The organism is Tsukamurella pseudospumae, assembly GCF_001575205.1.
Lineage (GTDB): Bacteria > Actinomycetota > Actinomycetes > Mycobacteriales > Mycobacteriaceae > Tsukamurella > Tsukamurella pseudospumae.
Window position 1 is genome coordinate 329784 of record NZ_LSRE01000050.1, and the last position, 15720, is coordinate 345503.

Consider the following 15720-nt stretch of genomic DNA (forward strand, 5'->3'; position numbering starts at 1 on the left):
ACCTTCACCCCGAGTGCCATTCGCACCGCCACCACAAGATGGGAACCGAGATTCGATGATCCGCCTCCGTGTCGCCTCCGCCGCCGCTGCGCTCGCAGCGGGCACCGCCCTCCTGCTCCCCGGAACCGCGTTCGCCGCCCCGCACGGCACCGCCCCCGCGCCGCATCCCGCGCCCGCGCCCGCAGCGAAGGCGGCGCCGAAGCCCACGGCGAAGCCCGCCGCCGCAGCGAAGCCGGCCGCCCCGAAACCGGCGGCGAAGCCCGCAGCAGCCGCGCCCGCGGATCCGCTGACCGGATTCGTGTGCACCGTGATCCAGTTCATCCCGGGCGGCTTGCAGACCGTGCAGTCCACACTCCAGACCGTGGGTACCGCCGAGAAGGAGCTCGTCGCCGGCGCCCGGCAGATCGCACCCGGCGCCGCCGACGCCTACACCGCCTTCCGCGCCCCGATCGACCAGCAGATCACCGCGGTGCTGACCGCCTGCGCGGGCGCCGCGAAGTAGCCCGGCACCGTCGGGCCCGGGTCCGCACGGACTACGGGACGACGGTGGCGCCGGGCACCGGACCGGAGGCGACGCGCACCGTCCGGCACACCCCCGCGCCGGCGAGCTCGGTGCCCACGTCGACGGCATCGTCCGCGCTCGCGCAGAGGAAGGCGCAGGTGGGGCCGCTGCCGGAGACGATGCCGGCCAGCGCGCCCGCCTCCATGCCCGCGCGCAGCGTGCGGCGCAGGCCCGGCTGCAGGGACAGCGCGGCCGCCTGCAGATCATTGGCGAGCAGCGGCGCCAGCCGGTGCGGGTCGCCCGACGCGACGGCGGCGAGCAGCTCGTCGGGACTGCCGGCGCGCGGCGGGGCCCCCGCCTCCCGCAGCCGGTCGAGCTCGCGGTACACCGCCGGCGTGCTCAGGCCCTCGCGGGCCAGCGCCAGGGTCCAGTGGAACTCGCCGCGCGCGAGCGCGGGGATCAGCCGCTCCCCGCGGCCCGTGCCCAGCGCGGTGTGCCCGTGCAGCGAGAAGGGGACGTCGGAGCCCAGCGTCGCGGCGACCTCGTCGAGGTCGTCCCGGGTGACCTCGAGCCCCCACAGCGTCGCGGCGCCGAGCAGCGCCGCCGCGGCATCCGCGGACCCGCCCGCCATACCGCCGGCGACGGGGATGCCCTTGACGATGTCGATGCGCATCGCGGGGTCGCGGTCGTACCGCTCGGCGAGGGCTACCACGGCCCTGGCGGCCAGGTTCGTCGGGTCGGTCGGCACGTCGCGCACGCCCTCGCCGGTGACGTGCAACGAGAGCTCGTCCGCCGGGGTCAGGGTCACGTCGTCGTGCAGCGACAGCGCCTGGAACACCGTCACGAGCTCGTGAAAACCATCGGGCCGCACGTCACCCACCCCGAGGTGGAGGTTCACCTTGGCGGGCGCACGCACGGTCAGGGGCGTCGGGACCACGGAGAGCACGCGTTCCAGACTACGGTGCCGGCGACCGTGGTCCGGCCGCGGACTTCGCGGCGGCGAGCGCGGCGAACTGCTCCACACCCAGCTTCTCGCCGCGTTCCCGCGGATCGATGCCCGCGGCGACCAGGATCTCCTCCGCCGCGGCGGGAGATCCGGCCCAGCCCGCGAGGGCGGCGCGCAGCGTCTTCCGACGCTGCGCGAAGGCGGCGTCCACGGCGGCCCAGAGCTGCGCGCGGTCCACATCGGCGCGACCGTCCGGCCCGTGCAGGTCGATCCGTACCAGCCCCGACTCGACATTGGGCTCGGGCCAGAACACCGCCCGCCCGACGGTGCCGGCCTTGCGTACGCGCCCGTAGTACGCCGCTTTGACCGACGGGACGCCGTACACCCGCGAGCCCGGCGCGGCGGCGAGGCGGTCCGCCACCTCCAGCTGCACCATGACCAGCACGGTGCGCAGCGTCGGGACCTCGGCCAGCAGGTGCAGCAGCACCGGGACGGAGACGTTGTACGGGAGGTTCGCGACGAGCACCGTCGGGGATCCCGCGACGGAGACCTGCGAACCCGAGACCTTGAGCGCGTCCTCGCCGATCACGGTGAGGTTCCCCGCCAGCTCGGGCGCGCGGTCGGCCACCGTCTTCGGGAGTTGTTCCGCGAGAACCGGATCGATCTCGATCGCGGTCACGGCGGCGGCGGCGTCGAGCAGCGCCAGCGTCAGCGATCCCAGACCCGGGCCCACCTCGAGGGCGATGTCGTCGGGCCGGACGTCCGCCGCGGCGACGATCTTGCGGACCGTGTTCGGGTCGTGCACGAAGTTCTGCCCCAAGGTCTTGGTGGGGCGAACGGACAACTGCCCGGCCAGCGCGCGGATCTCCGCGGGGCCGAGCAGTCGTGCCTTGTTCTTGAAGTCGGCGCCGGTCACCGGTGTGACTCTACCGAGCTACTCCGAGTTGCCGGACAGGCCGAGGCGCGACGAGCAGGCGGGCCAGGCGCCCCAGCCCTGCGCGGAGAGGGTCTTGCGGGCGATGTCGATCTGCTCCTCGCGGGTGGCGAGGTCGGCGCGGGGCGCGTACTTGCCGCCGCCGTGGCGCAGCCAGGTGCCGTAATCGAACTGGACGCCGCCGTAGAAACCGTTGCCCGTGTTGATGGCCCAGTTGCCGGTGGACTCGCACTGCACGAGGCGGTCCCACACGGAGCCCGGCGCCACGTACGGCGCGCCCGGCGCGGTGCCGACGGCGGTGACGCCGGCGACGCCCGCGTCGAGGATCTTCGAGGCGATCTTCTCGCGGGAGACGACCTTGCCGTCCACGATCTTCTCGCGGTACTGCACGCTCTGCGTGCCCGGCTTGCCCGGGTTCGTGATCTGGGTCTTGCCGTTGGTCAGCTTAGGATCGTCGACCTTCTTCGGCGGCGCGGTGTACGGCTCGGTGACCGTGACGTCCGAGACCCGGTTGCGGCTGACCTTGATGGTCATGTCCGGCGTGACCCGCGAGTTCGCGCTCGGGGTGACGGTGTCCTGCTGGATCAGCGGGACGCCCATCTTCGCCAGGTACTCGCCGACGGTGCGCCCGGCCGCGTCCGCGCGGACCGTCTTCCCGGCGTCGATGACGGTGGCCGCGACCGGGGTGGTCACGGACACCGCGGCGCCCGCGAGCGGGACCTGCGCGTCGAGCGGCAGCGAGACGAAGTTCTTGGCGTCGCCGAGGCCGGCGTCGGCGAGGGCTGCGCCCATCGTGAGGTCGGTCGTCTTGACCGTGCGGACAGCGCCGTTGACGTTGACCGCGATGTCACGGGCGTGCTGCACGGAGATCGGCTGGCCCGAGGCCACCGACTCGTTCAGGCCCGGCGTCACCTTGTCGGCGGCGCCGGCGTCGATGCCCGCGGACTCCAGGATGGACTTCACCGAACGGCTCATCGTCGAGACCTCGCGGGCCTGCCCGTCGACGGTGACGGTGACGTCCTGGTACAGCGCCGCGGCGGTGCCGCCGGCGGCCATCAGGGCCACGAGCATGGCGCCGGTGACGGCGCGGACCGGCGTGTTCTCCAGGCGGGTGCTGATCCCGCCGAGCACGCCGCCCTTGGCGTCGTCGGCTGCGACCTCAGGAGCCTCGACCTCGTCGTCCTCGTCGAGGATCTCGAGGGACGGAGCCGGCTCGACCTCGTCGTCCTCGTCGTAGACCTCGAGGGACGGAAGGGGCTCGACCTCGTCGGCCAGGTGGGTGAGGTTCTCGGCCTCCTCCGCCGCCTCATCGCCGTAGACCTCGGCCTCGAGGTCGATGATCTCGCGGTCGACCTCGAGGTCGACCGTCTTCTCGTGCAGGTCGCTGAACCGGGCGAAGACCCGGGTGACGTCGAACTCCGCGGTGCGCTCCCCGGTGGGGGCGAAGGCACCTCGGCGGGAGTGGGCGGTCGGCTGATCCACCATGGTGGAGTTGTCGTCTGCGTCGAACTCAGGCACTGGTGACTTCCCTACGGGTACTGCGGATGGGCTGCCGGGTACGGCGGTCGGCGACGTTTCGGTCGCCGTTACATCACAGTACGGTAACGGAGAAGTGGGTGGCGTGCCAGCTTCTGTTCATTTCGACGCCGCGAATGTGGCGCCGAACACACGCTCCGCAGTCGCCGTGGTGGCCGCCGCGACCTCCTCGGGAGCGACTCCGCGCAGGTCAGCGAGGAATCGGGCGGTGTAGGGGATGCAGTACGACTCATTGGGGGCACCCCGGTACGGGTGGGGTGTGAGATACGGCGCATCGGTCTCGACGAGTAGTTGATCGTCGGGAACCAGGCGCGCCGCCTCCTGCAGCGCCGTCGCGTTGGTGAAGGTGACGGTGCCGGAGAAGCTGAGCACGTAGCCGCGGTCCACGCACTCACGGGCCATGGCAGCGTCGCCGGAGAAGCAGTGGAAGATCACGGTCTCCGGGGCGCCGAAGCGCTCCAGGTCCGTCAGGATGTCGGCGTCGGCCTCGCGGTTGTGGATCATCAGCGGCTTGCCCAGGCGCTTGGCCAGGTCGATGTGCCACTCGAACGCCGCGTGCTGCTGCGCCGGCGTGGCCACGTCCTCGCGCTTGCCCAGCCAGTACCAGTCCAGCCCGGTCTCCCCGATCGCCACGCACCGCGGATCGGCCGCGAGCCGCTCGAGCTCCTCCGGTGCACCGTCGACCTCGAGCTGGTGCGCATCCGTGGGATGCAGGGCCACCGCGGCGAAGACCCGATCGTCCCAGCGGGTCGCGTCGATGACGTACCGGGCCTGCTCGAGATCGCAGGCGACGGTGACGACCCGGCCCACGCCGACGGACGCCGACCGATCGACCAGCTCCCGCACGGCCTCGGGCGTGCGGGCGCGGCAGCCGTCGAGGTGCGTGTGCGCGTCGACGAGGCCCGGGAGCGGATCGGGCAGCGGAGGCGGCGGCTTCTTCTTCCCCATGCCGCCCATTGTTCCGGTAGTCCCCGCACCGCGTCTCTTCAGACCATGTTTAATCCGGTGTTAAGCGGAGACGAAGCGGCGGCTGATCTGATCGCATCAGCCCCTTCGAAGAGGAGAACAGATGAGCTCGAAGTTCGTGACCGGTCTCGTCGTCGGCTGCGCCGCCCTGGTCGCGGCCTGCAGCACGACCACCGGCGGCACCCCGACCGTGTCCGACAGCAGCGCCGCACCCAGCACGGTCGCGGTTCCCGCCGGACTCGACGTCGGACGGTTCCCCACCACGATCCGGGAGGTCCCGTCACCGTCGAACGAGAACGCCTGGATCATCGAGGGCAACCGGATGGCCGACGCGCTCATCCAGGTCAACGAGGTCGACCCGCGGATGAAGATCGGCGGTGCCGGGCTGCGGTCCTACCCGGTACTCACCGGCATCCAGCTCAAGCAGCGGGTTCCCGACGCGACCTACAACGCCTTCTACGACAACAAGATGCGCGTCGGTATGACGACCACGCGCGGCGACTCCTTCGACAACCCGACCGTGGCCACCCGCATCGGGTTGTACCGCTTCGACACCCCCGACGCCGCGGCCAAGGCGCTCGCGGCGATCAAGGCCGCGACGGCCGGGCAGCGGCAGATCCCGATCACGGGCACCGACGGCGTCAGCGCCACGGAGTTCAAGCCCGGCACCGTGGACAGCTACCGCGTCGAGGGCCCGTTCGTCATCAACGTCAGTGGGACCGCCCCCGCCACGGACGACGCGGCGAAGTTCGTCGCCAAGGCGTACACACTCGAGATCCCCAAGGTCAAGAGCTTCAGCCCTACGCCCGTGGCCTCGATCCAGTCGCTGCCGGGCGACAAGGACGGGATCCTCTCGCGCACCCTCATGCAGCAATCCAGCGCGCTGAGCAGCCTTTCCAACGCCTACTACGGCCTCGACGCGATGCTGCACCGCATCCGCGACATCTCGGACGCGGACATCTACCGCAAGGCCGGCGTGGACCTGGTCGGTGAGGGCGCTGCGATCGTCTACCGCACGCGGGACGCCGCGGCCGCGACCGACATGGCCGCAGCGCTGGTGTCCACGACCCGCGCGGACAAGAACCACGTGGCCGCCGCCTCCCCCACGGCTCTGCCGCAGGCGCAGTGCACCGAGCGCCGGGAGACGCAGACCTTCAACTGCGCCGTCGCGGTCGGCCGGTGGGCGGCGACCGCCGGCGGCGAGAGCCTCGCGGAGTCGCAACAAGCGATCTCGGCCCAGTTCACGATCCTCGCGAAGAACCCGTAGGGATCGAAGGCCGTGAAGCGCAGCGTCGTTCCAGCACTCGCCCTCGCACTCGCCGCTGCGACCCTCACGGCCTGCAGCACGACGGTGCCCGGCATCGCCAGTGACAGCGCCGGGAACTCGCCCGGCCCCGTCATCCCGACGGGACTGGACGTCGGGCAGAACCCGACCACGCTGCGAGACATCCCACCGTCGTCGACGGACGGCGGCTGGATAGTCGAGGGAAACCGCATGGGTGACGCGCTGATCCAGGTCAGCGACGTCGACCCGCGCCTGAAGATCGGCGGGGTCGCGCTGCGCTCCTACCCCGTCCTCGACGGGCTGAACCTCTCCGACCGGGTGCCCGACGCGACCGCATCGGCATTCAGCCGCAACAAGATGCACGTCGGCATGACCACGACCCGCGGCGACAAGCTCGAGAAGCCGACGGTCGCGCTGCGCGTCGGGCTGTACCGGTTCGACGACGCCGCGACCGCCGCGAAGGCGCTCGACGCGGTCGAGGCGGGCGCCGGATCGCAGCGGCGGATCGTCGGGATCGACGGGGTGTTCGCGACGGAGTTCAAGCCCGGCACCGTCGACTCGTACCGTGCCGAGGGCCCGTTCGTGATCAACGTCAGCGGCACCGCCCCGACCACAGGCGAGGCGACCGGATTCGTCTCCAAGGCCTACGCGCTGCAGGTGCCGAAGGTCCAGCGGTTCCAGCCGACCCCGGTCTCGTCGGTGCAGACGCTGCCCAGCGACGACGGCGGCATCCTCGCCCGCACGGTCTACGAGGCGAACCCGCCGATCTATGCGAAGGAGATCGCCAACAACTACTACGACCTCGCCGGGCTCGTGCTGCGGGTCGAGGACGTCTCCGATGCGGACATGTACCGCGCGGCGGGTGTGGACGCCGTGGGACAGGGGAAGACCGTCGTCTTCCGGGCCCGGGACACGGCCGCGGCGGCGAAGCTGCTCGCCGACCGCCGGAGCCACGCCGATCCCACCAAGACCACGCCGGTCGCGGTGCCCGCCGGCCTGCTCACCGTCAACTGCGGTCAGTACACCGACGACGGGACCGTCGGATGCAGCGGCCAGGTGGGACGCTACGTCTTCTCCCTCTCCACCGACACCGCGCTCGACGCCGTCCAGACCGCCGCCGCGCAGTACACGATCCTGGCGAAGAACCCGTAGGCGCCCGCTACTCCGGTTCGACGTAGCGGGGGAAGACGCCCTGCGGCTTGGGCAGTGCGGTGCCGGGCCGCAGCCGGGTGGCGATGGCCTCGAAGGTCCGCTCGTCCTTCGGCTGCTCGAGCAGCGTGAGCAGTTCCTCCGACGACTCCGGCATCACCGGCTGCAGCAGCAGCGCGACCTGTCGCACGACCTCGGCGGTCACGTACAGCACCGTCGCCATGCGGTCCGGGTCGCTCGCCTTGAGCTTCCACGGCTCCTGCGCGGAGAAGTAGCGGTTGGTGTCGGCGAGGACCTCCCAGATCACCTCCAGGTACAGGTGCAGCGCCTGGTCGTCGACGCGGCGGCGCACGACCGCCAGGAGGCCGTCGGCCTTGGCGAGCAGGGCATCGTCGGCCTCGGTGAGCGGGCCGGGCGACGGGACCATGCCCGCGCAGTTCTTGTTGATCATCGACAGCGAGCGCTGCGCGAGGTTGCCGAGCTCGTTGGTGAGGTCGGCGTTGATCCGGCCCACGATCGCCTCGTGGCTGTAGCTGCCGTCCTGGCCGAAGGACACCTCGCGGAGCAGGAAGAAGCGCAGCGCGTCGAGGCCGTACTCGGCGATGAGGGCGTGCGGGTCGACGACATTGCCGACCGACTTGCTCATCTTCTCGCCCTTGTTGAACAGGAAGCCGTGGGCGAAGACCCGCTCGGGCAGCTCGATCCCGGCGCTCATCAGGAACGCCGGCCAGTAGACGGCGTGGAAGCGGATGATGTCCTTGCCGATGATCTGCAGCTTCGGGGGCCAGAACCTCCCGAACTGCTCCGAATCGGTGTCGGGGTAGCCGGCACCCGTGAGGTAGTTGGTGAGCGCGTCGACCCACACGTACATGACGTGCTCCGGGTCGCCGGGCACGGGGACGCCCCAGTCGAAGGTGTCGCGGCTGATCGAGAGGTCCTTGAGACCGCCCTTGATGAAGCTGACGATCTCGTTGCGGCGGGTGGCCGGCTCGAGGTAGCCGCCCTCGCGCTCCAGCAACGCGAGCAGCCTGTCCTGGTAGGCGGAGAGCTTGAAGAAGTAGGAGGCCTCCTCGGTCCACTCCACCTCAGTGCCGGTGCCCGTGGACACGCGGACACCGTTCTCGGTGACGGTGGTCTCGTCCTCGGCGTAGTACGCCTCGTCGCGCACCGAGTACCACCCCGAGTACTTGCCCAGGTAGATGTCGCCGTTGGCCGCCATCCGCTCCCAGATGGCCTTCGACGCCTCGTAGTGGTCGGCGTCGGTGGTGCGGATGAACCGGTCGAAGGTGGACCCCACGGCGCGCTGCAGCGCCTCGAAGGCGGCGGCGTTGCGGTCGGCGAGGGCCTTCGTCTCGATGCCCTCCTTGGCCGCGGTCTGCTGCATCTTCAGACCGTGCTCGTCGGTGCCGGTCAGGTAGAACACGTCGAAGCCGTCGAGGCGCTTGAACCGCGCGATCACATCCGTGGCGATGTACTCGTACGCGTGCCCGATGTGCGGAACACCGTTCGGGTACGCGATCGCGGTGGTGAGGAAGAACGCCTTGTCTGCAGCCATGGTGGGGTCAGCTTATCGGTGCGTTCCCCGAGTCCGGCAAGCACGTTTCGGCACGCCGGTCAACGGCCCGACGGTCCCCTGTGGAAAGTCAGGATCCCTCCACAGGCGGCGCTCGCGGGCGGGGTTCGTGGGCCGGGCGCACCGATCGGCGCCATCGATGATCCGACGACCGCACTCCTCGCGGTGATCGACTGCGTGCACGGCGACGAACTCACCGCCGTGCTCGACTCGCTCCTGCATCGACGAGTCTTCCAGCCGGGCGAACTCGCCGGGCTGCTCCGCGGGCAGCCACGTCGTGTCGCGCGAGCACTCGCCGGCGTCGACGGCGCGGCCGAGTCGGGCACCGAGACGCACGTGCGACTGCACCTGCGCCGCTCACAGCTCCCGTGCCGCACGCAGGTGTTCATCCCCGGCGTCGGCCACGTCGACCTGTTGGTCGGCCGGAGCCTGGTCATCGAGTGCGACAGCGAGGAGCATCACGCGGGCGACGCGATCGAGACCGATCGAGAACGCGATCTCGTGCTGCAGACGCTCGGCTTCGAGGTGCTCCGCGTCTCCTACCAGCAGGTCTTCCACCAGTTCCCCAAGGTCGTCGCGGCGATCGATCGCAAGATCGCCGACCGAGACCATCGGCGGGCCACGGACTACGCAGCGTGACGGACTACACGGATGCGCGCTGAAACGTCCGCCGGAGCGGCGGCGACCCGGCGTGTCGCGGAGGCGGCGCCGCTCAGGCCGACATCTCAGCGGCCACCCCGAGTACCCGCGGCCCGACGCCGGAGTCGGGAACCGCGTCGAGAGCGACGACCGCGCCGGACTCGTCCAGCCGGAATCGGGCGATGTCGCGCCCGTAGCGCACGTAGACCACGTCGTAGTCGACGCCGATGACCTCGGTCTCCGCGGTCGGCGCGTCCGCGGCGGTGCCGGCGAACTCACCCCCGGCGTAGAAGCGGACCTGGCTCAGATCACCGTGCGTCACGTGCACCCAGGTCAGCCGACCGCCCAGGTCGGTACCGCCGTCGATCACCGGGTTCATCGCTCCTCCTCGTCGTGCGGGTGCGGTTCATAGGTGTGGGTGGCGGGCGGATCGGGTGGGAGAGGATCCGCCTGCCACGAAGCACTCTTCCGTCTCGCGCCGCTGCGCACATCAGGCGAATTCCCTATTTCTCCCCGACATCCGTCCCCCATTCGGCCGATGCGGGCGCATGACAGGATGGCGCGGTGCATCCGGTCGACATGCTGCGGGCGCTGCGGGATCGCGGCCATCGTCCCGCCGCGCTGCTCGGTGGCTGGGGTGGCCTTCGCGCTGTGATCGCCCCGGAGCCCGCGCTCCGCCCCGGTATCGGACCCGACGGTGCGCCGTGGCTCGGCATCGTCGGCTATCCCGACGTCACCGGGGAGTCGCGGCTCGTGCCGGAGGTCGTCGGCGGCGACCCCGGTCCGCTGCTGCTGTTGGACACAGGCGGGCGCTGGACCTGCACCGATCCGACCTTCCCGGTGCCGGATTCGCCGCCGCGGGCAGGACCATGGGCCGCCCGCTGGTCACCCCCGGATCGGGGCGAGCACCGGGCGGCGGTACTCGCCTGCCAGGAGGCGATCCGGGCGGGCGACGTGTACCAGGTGAACGTGTGCACGCGCTTCGACGGCGTCCTCACCGGCGACCCGCTGGAGATGTTCGCCGACATCGCCGCCGCGACCCGACCTGGGAAAGCCGCCTACCTCGAGGGTGACTGGGGCGCGATCGCCTCCTTCTCCCCCGAGACCTTCCTCACCGACCGCGACGGCCTGCTCACCGAGAGACCGATCAAGGGCACGCTGCCGGCGGACCGGCGGCCCGAGGACCTGCGGGCCAGCGTCAAGGACGTCGCGGAGAACGTCATGATCGTGGACCTGGTGCGCAACGACCTCAGCCGGGTCGCCGCGACCGGCACCGTCCGGACGCCGGAGCTGCTGCGGGTGGAACCGGCGCCCGGCGTCTGGCACCTCGTCTCGACGGTGACGGCGCAGCCGCGGCCCGGGACCACCCGACGGGAGCTCCTCGGCGCGACCTTCCCGCCCGCCTCCGTGACCGGCACGCCCAAGATCGCCGCCCGCGATCGGATCATTCACTGGGAGAAGCACACCCGCGGCAGCTACTGCGGCGCGATCGGCATCGACCATCCGCTGACGGGTCTGGATCTCAATGTCGCGATCCGCACCGTCGAGGCACGGGACGGGACCCTCCGGCTCGGAGTGGGCGGCGGCATCACGATCGACTCCGAGCCCGACGCGGAGTGGCGCGAGTGCCTCGACAAGGCCGCGTCGATCGTGGGTTTCCGGCCCTGACGGGATCTCCCCCGCACGGGTGATGCCGACGCGCGACCCGGCGCGGCACGGTGGGACCATGATCGACGTACGCAGCCCCGTGGTCCGGCAATTCTCGGCCCTCCTGGCGGTGGCCTTCGCCGCCGGACTGGCCTTCGGCGGCTACCTCTTCCTGCACCGCGATCCGCACGTCGCGGGGTTCGTCCCCTGGACCGCGGCGTGGCCGCAGCACGCGGTGGTGGCAGTGGTCGGTGCGCTGCTCGTCCTCGGTGTCCGGGCCCGACGGTGGCCGCCCCGCACGCCCGCACCCACGCCGGCGCGGCTCGTGCTCGCGGCGCCACTGCTTGCGTTGCTGGTCTTCGCCGCGTTCCGGGCGGGCGTCCAGGTGCTGGCGGGTCTGGACCCGAACTTCACCGTGAACGCGTGGGGCGGGCCGACCTACCTCGGCGCGATGGCGTGCCACTACCTCGACCTCGCGGTCGGTGGGATCGTCGTGGTCGGGGCGCTCCGGCTGATCCTGACACGGCCGGTGGTTCAGTCGGGTCCGGCGCGCCGCTCCGCGAGTGCCGCCTGAGCCTCCGCGACCTCGCTCAGTGGTCGGGACCCGAGCGCCGCTCCGCAAGCGCCGCCTCGTAGAGCTCACGCTTGGACGCCCCGGTCTCCGCGGCGACGGCGGCGCACGCGTCCTTGAGGCGCTCCCCCGCGTCGACGCGGCGCAGGACCGCGGCCACGTGGTCGGCGGGGTCGGCGGAGACGGGGTCGGCGCCGGCGAGCACGACGGTGATCTCGCCCCGCACCCCGTCGGCCGACCAGGCCGCGAGCTCGCCGAGCGTGCCGCGCCGCACCTCCTCGTAGGTCTTCGTGAGCTCGCGACACACCGCGGCGCGTCGACCGGATCCGAGGACCTCGGCGGCGTCGGCGAGGGTGTCGGCGAGGCGGTGCGGCGACTCGAAGAAGACCGCGGCGCGGCGCTCCGTCACGAGCTCCTGCAGCCACGCCCTGCGGGCGCCGGACTTGCGCGGGGCGAAGCCGTCGAACAGGAACCGTTCGACGGGCAGCCCGGACAGGGCCAGCGCGGTGGTGACCGCCGACGGCCCGGGCAGGCAGGTGACCCTGTGGCCGGCCTCGACGACCGCAGCGACCAGGCGATATCCGGGGTCGGACACCGAGGGCATGCCGGCGTCGGTGATGAGCAGGACGGTTTCGCCGGCGGCGAGCGCAGCGAGGAGCTGCGGGATGCGACCGGCCTCGTTGTGGTCGTAGAAACTGAGGATCCGGCCGTGCGGCTCGACGTCCAGGGAGGCGGCCAGCGACCGCGCCCGGCGGGTGTCCTCGGCGGCGATCACGTCGGCCGTTCGGAGCGCGGAGACGAGCCGGGCCGTGGCATCACCCGGGTTGCCCATCGGCACCCCGGCGACGATCAGCACACCGCGCGCGTCCTCAGCTCCCACGACTGACACCCTACGATGGGTCGCGTGACAGCCGTGGCCACCCCTGCAGCCGACGCCGACCGCGACGTCGTCAGTCCCGGCCCGACACTGCCGCCCGCGGTGTTCGGCGCGACCGACCGCGGTTTCGGCTGGACCGTGACGCTGCTCCTGACTGCCGTCGCGGCCGCCACCCGGTTCTTCTACCTGGGCACACCGAGCAATAACGGGTTCATCGGCAGCGCTCCCGTGCAGACCCCGGTGTTCGACGAGAAGCACTACGCGCCGCAGGGCTGGCAGGTGCTCACGGGCGGGCACTGGATCGAGGACAACCCGGGATTCGGGTTGATCGTGCACCCGCCGGTGGGCAAGTGGATGATCGCCATCGGCGAGTGGATGTTCGGCTACACACCGCTGGGCTGGCGGTTCATGTCGGCCGTGTGCGGGACGCTGCTGGTGTTCCTCGTGATCCGGGCGGCCCGCAGGTTGTCCCGGTCCACGCTGATCGGCGGCCTGGCCGGCCTGTTCCTCATCTGCGACGGGCTCACCATGGTGTCCTCGCGGGTGGCGCTCCTCGACATCTTCCTCGTGTTCTTCGGCTTCGCCGCGTTCTCGATGATCCTCGTCGACCGCGACCAGATGCGCGGACGCCTGCACCGCGCCGCCGTCGAGGGCCGGATCACGGATTCGCTGTACGGCCCCCGTCTGGGCTTTCGCTGGTGGCGGTTCTCGGCGGCGGTCATGCTCGGCCTGGCGTGCGGGGTGAAGTGGTCGGGCATCTACTTCCTCATCGGGATTCTCGCGCTCTCGCTCGCCTTCGACGTCGCGAACCGGCGGCAGTACGGCGTGCTGCGACCCTGGCGCGGGGTGATCCTGCGCGACCTGATCCCGTCCGGCATGTCGCTCGGGGTGCTACCCGTGCTGATCTACCTCGGCACCTTCTGGGCCTGGTTCACCTCGGAGACGTCGGTCTACCGGTACGCGGTGGGCAACCAGATCGGCGACAGCGGCACCTTCGGCTGGGTGCCCGCCGCACTGCGCTCGCTGTTCTACTACGAGGACAGCGTCCTGCAGTTCCACGACAGCCTCACCAACTCCGCCGGCAACCACCATCCGTGGGAGTCGAAGCCGTGGACCTGGCCGATGGGCCTGCGCCCGATGCTCTACCACTACACCGCCGATCAGTCGGGCGGGATGTGCGGCGACGGCCCGTGCGTCCGGGCAGTGATGGCAGTGGGTACGCCGGCGCTCACGTGGATCGCCGTCCCGGTGCTGCTGTGGGCGCTGTGGAAGATGTTCGTCAAACACGACTGGGCCTACGCCGCGCCCGTGACCATGTACTTCGCGACCTACCTGCCCTGGTTCCTCAACCTCGACCGGCAGATGTACTACTTCTACGCGCTGACCCTCATGCCCTTCCTCTGCATCATGATCGCCCTGATCTGCCGCGAGGTGCTCGGGCTGGACGGCCGCGCGCGGTTCTTCGGCTTCGAGCGCCTGCAGCTGGGCCGCTGGCTCGTGGTCATCTACGCCACGATCGTGGTGCTCGACTTCGCGTGGCTCTGGCCCATCCTCACCGCGGCGCCCATCCCCATGTGGTGGTGGCGCCTCGAGCTCTGGTTGCCCAGCTGGCAGTAGTCTCCCGTTCCCGGTCCGACGGTGCCTCCGCGCCCGGTCCTCGAGTCCGACGGTGCCGCTTCCCCCGGCACTCGGATTCTGACCGGTTCGGACACGCTGTCCGAAGTGGACAGAATCCGAGTGTCACGCAACACGTGCACGTGATGTCTCAGGACAGGGGTGACAGTTCGCTATCAGGACATCGGTGACGGTTCCGAACGATGTCAGACCTTCGCGACGGTGCGGGTCTCGCGGGCCAGGAGCCACGCCCCCGCGGCGGCGACGCACAGCGCCGCGGTGATGGCGAAGGCCCAGGTGAAACCGAGGTACTGGGCGATCGCGCCGGCCAGCAGCGGGCCGGAGATCGTGCCCGCGTCCTGCGCCATCTGATACGCCGACAGCGCACCGCCGCTGCGCCCCTTCCCCTGGAGGACGTCGGCGAGGGTGGCCTGCATGGTCGGCGCGACGAGGCCCGTGCCGATGCCGGCGACCACCGTCACCAGGAACGCGACGAGCACCGAATCGGTGAAGCCCAGGGCCAGCGTGCCCGCGGCGATGACGAGCATGCCCGTGATGATGAAGGGCTTGCGCCCGTACCGGTCGGAGGCGCGGCCCGCCGGGAACATGGCCAGCACGTCGCCCGCGGCGTACGCGGCGAGCGCGTACCCGGCGATCGCGGCGGGCTGGTCGAGCACCGCGGCGAAGAACAGCGGCAGCAGTGACACCCGCATCGAGTAAACCCAGCCGAACACCACCGACGAGAACAGCGCCGCCCGGTAGGCGGAATCCGCGAGGGCCTCGCGAACCGTCGTACCGGGTTCGGAGGAGGCCTCCTCCCGGCCCGCCAGCGTGCTGCCGCGCAACGCGACCCCGACGACGAGCGTGGCCACCACGAGGGCGATCGCGTAGACGACGAAGGGCACGCGCAGGCCGAACCCGACGAGGGCGCCGCCCAGTAGCGGACCGCAGATGCCGCCGAGAACGAAACTCGACGAGTACACGCCGCTCACCCGGCCGCGGATCTCGGCGGGCGCGATGCGGATCATCAGCCCCATCGCCGAGACGGTGAACATCACCGAGCCGACGCCGCCGAGGCCGCGGAAGAGCATCAGCTGCCAGTAGCTCTGCGCGAATGCCACCGCGAGCGTCGACGCCGCCACGATCAGCAGTCCCGCCATGTAGATCCAGCGTTCGCCGAAGGCCTTCACCAGGGGCCCGGTCGCGGGCGCGAAGGCGAGCCGCATGATCGCGAAGGCGCTGACGACGGCGGACGCGGCGCCGATCCCCACGTCGAAGGTGCGGGCGAAGGCGGGCAGGGCCGGCGCGACGACGCCGTAGCCGAGGGCGATCACGAAGCTGGCGGCCACGAGCACCCAGACCTCGGCGGGCACCCGCTGCGGGGTCGTGTCCGCGGTGGCGGCTGGGTCGTGAGTCACCGAAACATCATCCGCTAAGAACGCGTCAAGACCCGCATGGGGGCCGTTAACGCCGCGCGAGAA

The 15720-nt window shown here is 71.1% G+C and carries 15 protein-coding genes; 7 read left to right on the forward strand and 8 right to left on the reverse strand.

Annotation, left to right across the window (positions count from 1 at the left end; all coding sequences use genetic code 11):
• Positions 1 to 55 precede the first annotated feature (55 nt).
• Positions 56 to 502, forward strand: coding sequence for a hypothetical protein (locus tag AXK61_RS25530; RefSeq protein ID WP_068574903.1), 447 nt, complete (start codon positions 56 to 58; stop codon positions 500 to 502).
• Positions 503 to 533: 31 nt separating this feature from the next.
• Here AXK61_RS25530 and AXK61_RS22515 read toward each other — a convergent pair whose 3' ends face one another.
• The 4 genes from AXK61_RS22515 to AXK61_RS22530 form a co-directional block, all read right to left on the reverse strand.
• Positions 534 to 1448, reverse strand: coding sequence for a 4-(cytidine 5'-diphospho)-2-C-methyl-D-erythritol kinase (locus AXK61_RS22515; RefSeq protein WP_068747042.1), 915 nt, complete (start codon positions 1446 to 1448; stop codon positions 534 to 536).
• A gap of 10 nt (positions 1449 to 1458) precedes the next feature.
• Positions 1459 to 2364 (reverse strand): 16S rRNA (adenine(1518)-N(6)/adenine(1519)-N(6))-dimethyltransferase RsmA, encoded by a 906-nt coding sequence (rsmA, locus tag AXK61_RS22520; RefSeq protein WP_068574901.1) that lies wholly within the window; start codon positions 2362 to 2364, stop codon positions 1459 to 1461.
• Positions 2365 to 2382: 18 nt separating this feature from the next.
• Positions 2383 to 3900: a resuscitation-promoting factor gene (locus AXK61_RS25940; protein WP_156485789.1), complete on the reverse strand. Its 1518-nt coding sequence runs from the start codon at positions 3898 to 3900 to the stop codon at positions 2383 to 2385.
• A gap of 117 nt (positions 3901 to 4017) precedes the next feature.
• On the reverse strand, positions 4018 to 4866 hold the full coding sequence (locus tag AXK61_RS22530) for a TatD family hydrolase (RefSeq protein WP_068575312.1): 849 nt from the start codon (positions 4864 to 4866) through the stop codon (positions 4018 to 4020).
• 121 nt (positions 4867 to 4987) lie between these two features.
• Here AXK61_RS22530 and AXK61_RS22535 point away from each other — a divergent pair, with 121 nt between their 5' ends.
• Both AXK61_RS22535 and AXK61_RS22540 read left to right on the forward strand, forming a co-directional pair.
• Entirely contained in the window at positions 4988 to 6151 is a 1164-nt protein-coding gene (locus AXK61_RS22535; protein ID WP_068574900.1) for a DUF7373 family lipoprotein, read from the forward strand.
• Between the two features lie 12 nt (positions 6152 to 6163).
• Positions 6164 to 7321 carry a DUF7373 family lipoprotein gene (locus AXK61_RS22540; RefSeq protein ID WP_068747043.1) on the forward strand — a complete coding sequence of 386 codons (1158 nt, stop codon included), beginning with the start codon at positions 6164 to 6166 and terminating at the stop codon, positions 7319 to 7321.
• A 7-nt stretch (positions 7322 to 7328) separates the two neighbouring features.
• Here AXK61_RS22540 and metG read toward each other — a convergent pair whose 3' ends face one another.
• A complete protein-coding gene (gene metG / locus AXK61_RS22545; RefSeq protein WP_068747044.1) occupies positions 7329 to 8873 on the reverse strand; it encodes a methionine--tRNA ligase in 1545 nt (514 codons plus the stop codon).
• Positions 8874 to 9056: 183 nt separating this feature from the next.
• Between metG and AXK61_RS25535 the strand changes: the two genes are divergently transcribed.
• On the forward strand, positions 9057 to 9530 hold the full coding sequence (locus AXK61_RS25535; RefSeq protein ID WP_068574897.1) for an endonuclease domain-containing protein: 474 nt from the start codon (positions 9057 to 9059) through the stop codon (positions 9528 to 9530).
• A gap of 73 nt (positions 9531 to 9603) precedes the next feature.
• Here the strand turns inward: AXK61_RS25535 and AXK61_RS22555 are convergent, their stop codons facing one another.
• Complete coding sequence (locus AXK61_RS22555) at positions 9604 to 9909, reverse strand: hypothetical protein (RefSeq protein WP_068747045.1); 306 nt, start codon at positions 9907 to 9909, stop codon at positions 9604 to 9606.
• Between the two features lie 185 nt (positions 9910 to 10094).
• Here AXK61_RS22555 and AXK61_RS22560 point away from each other — a divergent pair, with 185 nt between their 5' ends.
• Both AXK61_RS22560 and AXK61_RS24605 read left to right on the forward strand, forming a co-directional pair.
• A complete protein-coding gene (locus AXK61_RS22560) occupies positions 10095 to 11198 on the forward strand; it encodes an aminodeoxychorismate synthase component I (RefSeq protein WP_231855642.1) in 1104 nt (367 codons plus the stop codon).
• A gap of 58 nt (positions 11199 to 11256) precedes the next feature.
• Positions 11257 to 11751 (forward strand): hypothetical protein, encoded by a 495-nt coding sequence (locus tag AXK61_RS24605; protein ID WP_139058100.1) that lies wholly within the window; start codon positions 11257 to 11259, stop codon positions 11749 to 11751.
• Positions 11752 to 11767: 16 nt separating this feature from the next.
• Here the strand turns inward: AXK61_RS24605 and rsmI are convergent, their stop codons facing one another.
• Positions 11768 to 12628 carry a 16S rRNA (cytidine(1402)-2'-O)-methyltransferase gene (rsmI, locus tag AXK61_RS22570; RefSeq protein WP_082789504.1) on the reverse strand — a complete coding sequence of 287 codons (861 nt, stop codon included), beginning with the start codon at positions 12626 to 12628 and terminating at the stop codon, positions 11768 to 11770.
• Positions 12629 to 12643: 15 nt separating this feature from the next.
• Between rsmI and AXK61_RS22575 the strand changes: the two genes are divergently transcribed.
• Positions 12644 to 14242 carry a dolichyl-phosphate-mannose--protein mannosyltransferase gene (locus tag AXK61_RS22575; RefSeq protein ID WP_068747046.1) on the forward strand — a complete coding sequence of 533 codons (1599 nt, stop codon included), beginning with the start codon at positions 12644 to 12646 and terminating at the stop codon, positions 14240 to 14242.
• 203 nt (positions 14243 to 14445) lie between these two features.
• On the opposite strand, the gene AXK61_RS22580 is transcribed toward AXK61_RS22575, so the two are convergent.
• Positions 14446 to 15657: an MFS transporter gene (locus AXK61_RS22580; RefSeq protein WP_068574893.1), complete on the reverse strand. Its 1212-nt coding sequence runs from the start codon at positions 15655 to 15657 to the stop codon at positions 14446 to 14448.
• Positions 15658 to 15720 lie beyond the last annotated feature (63 nt).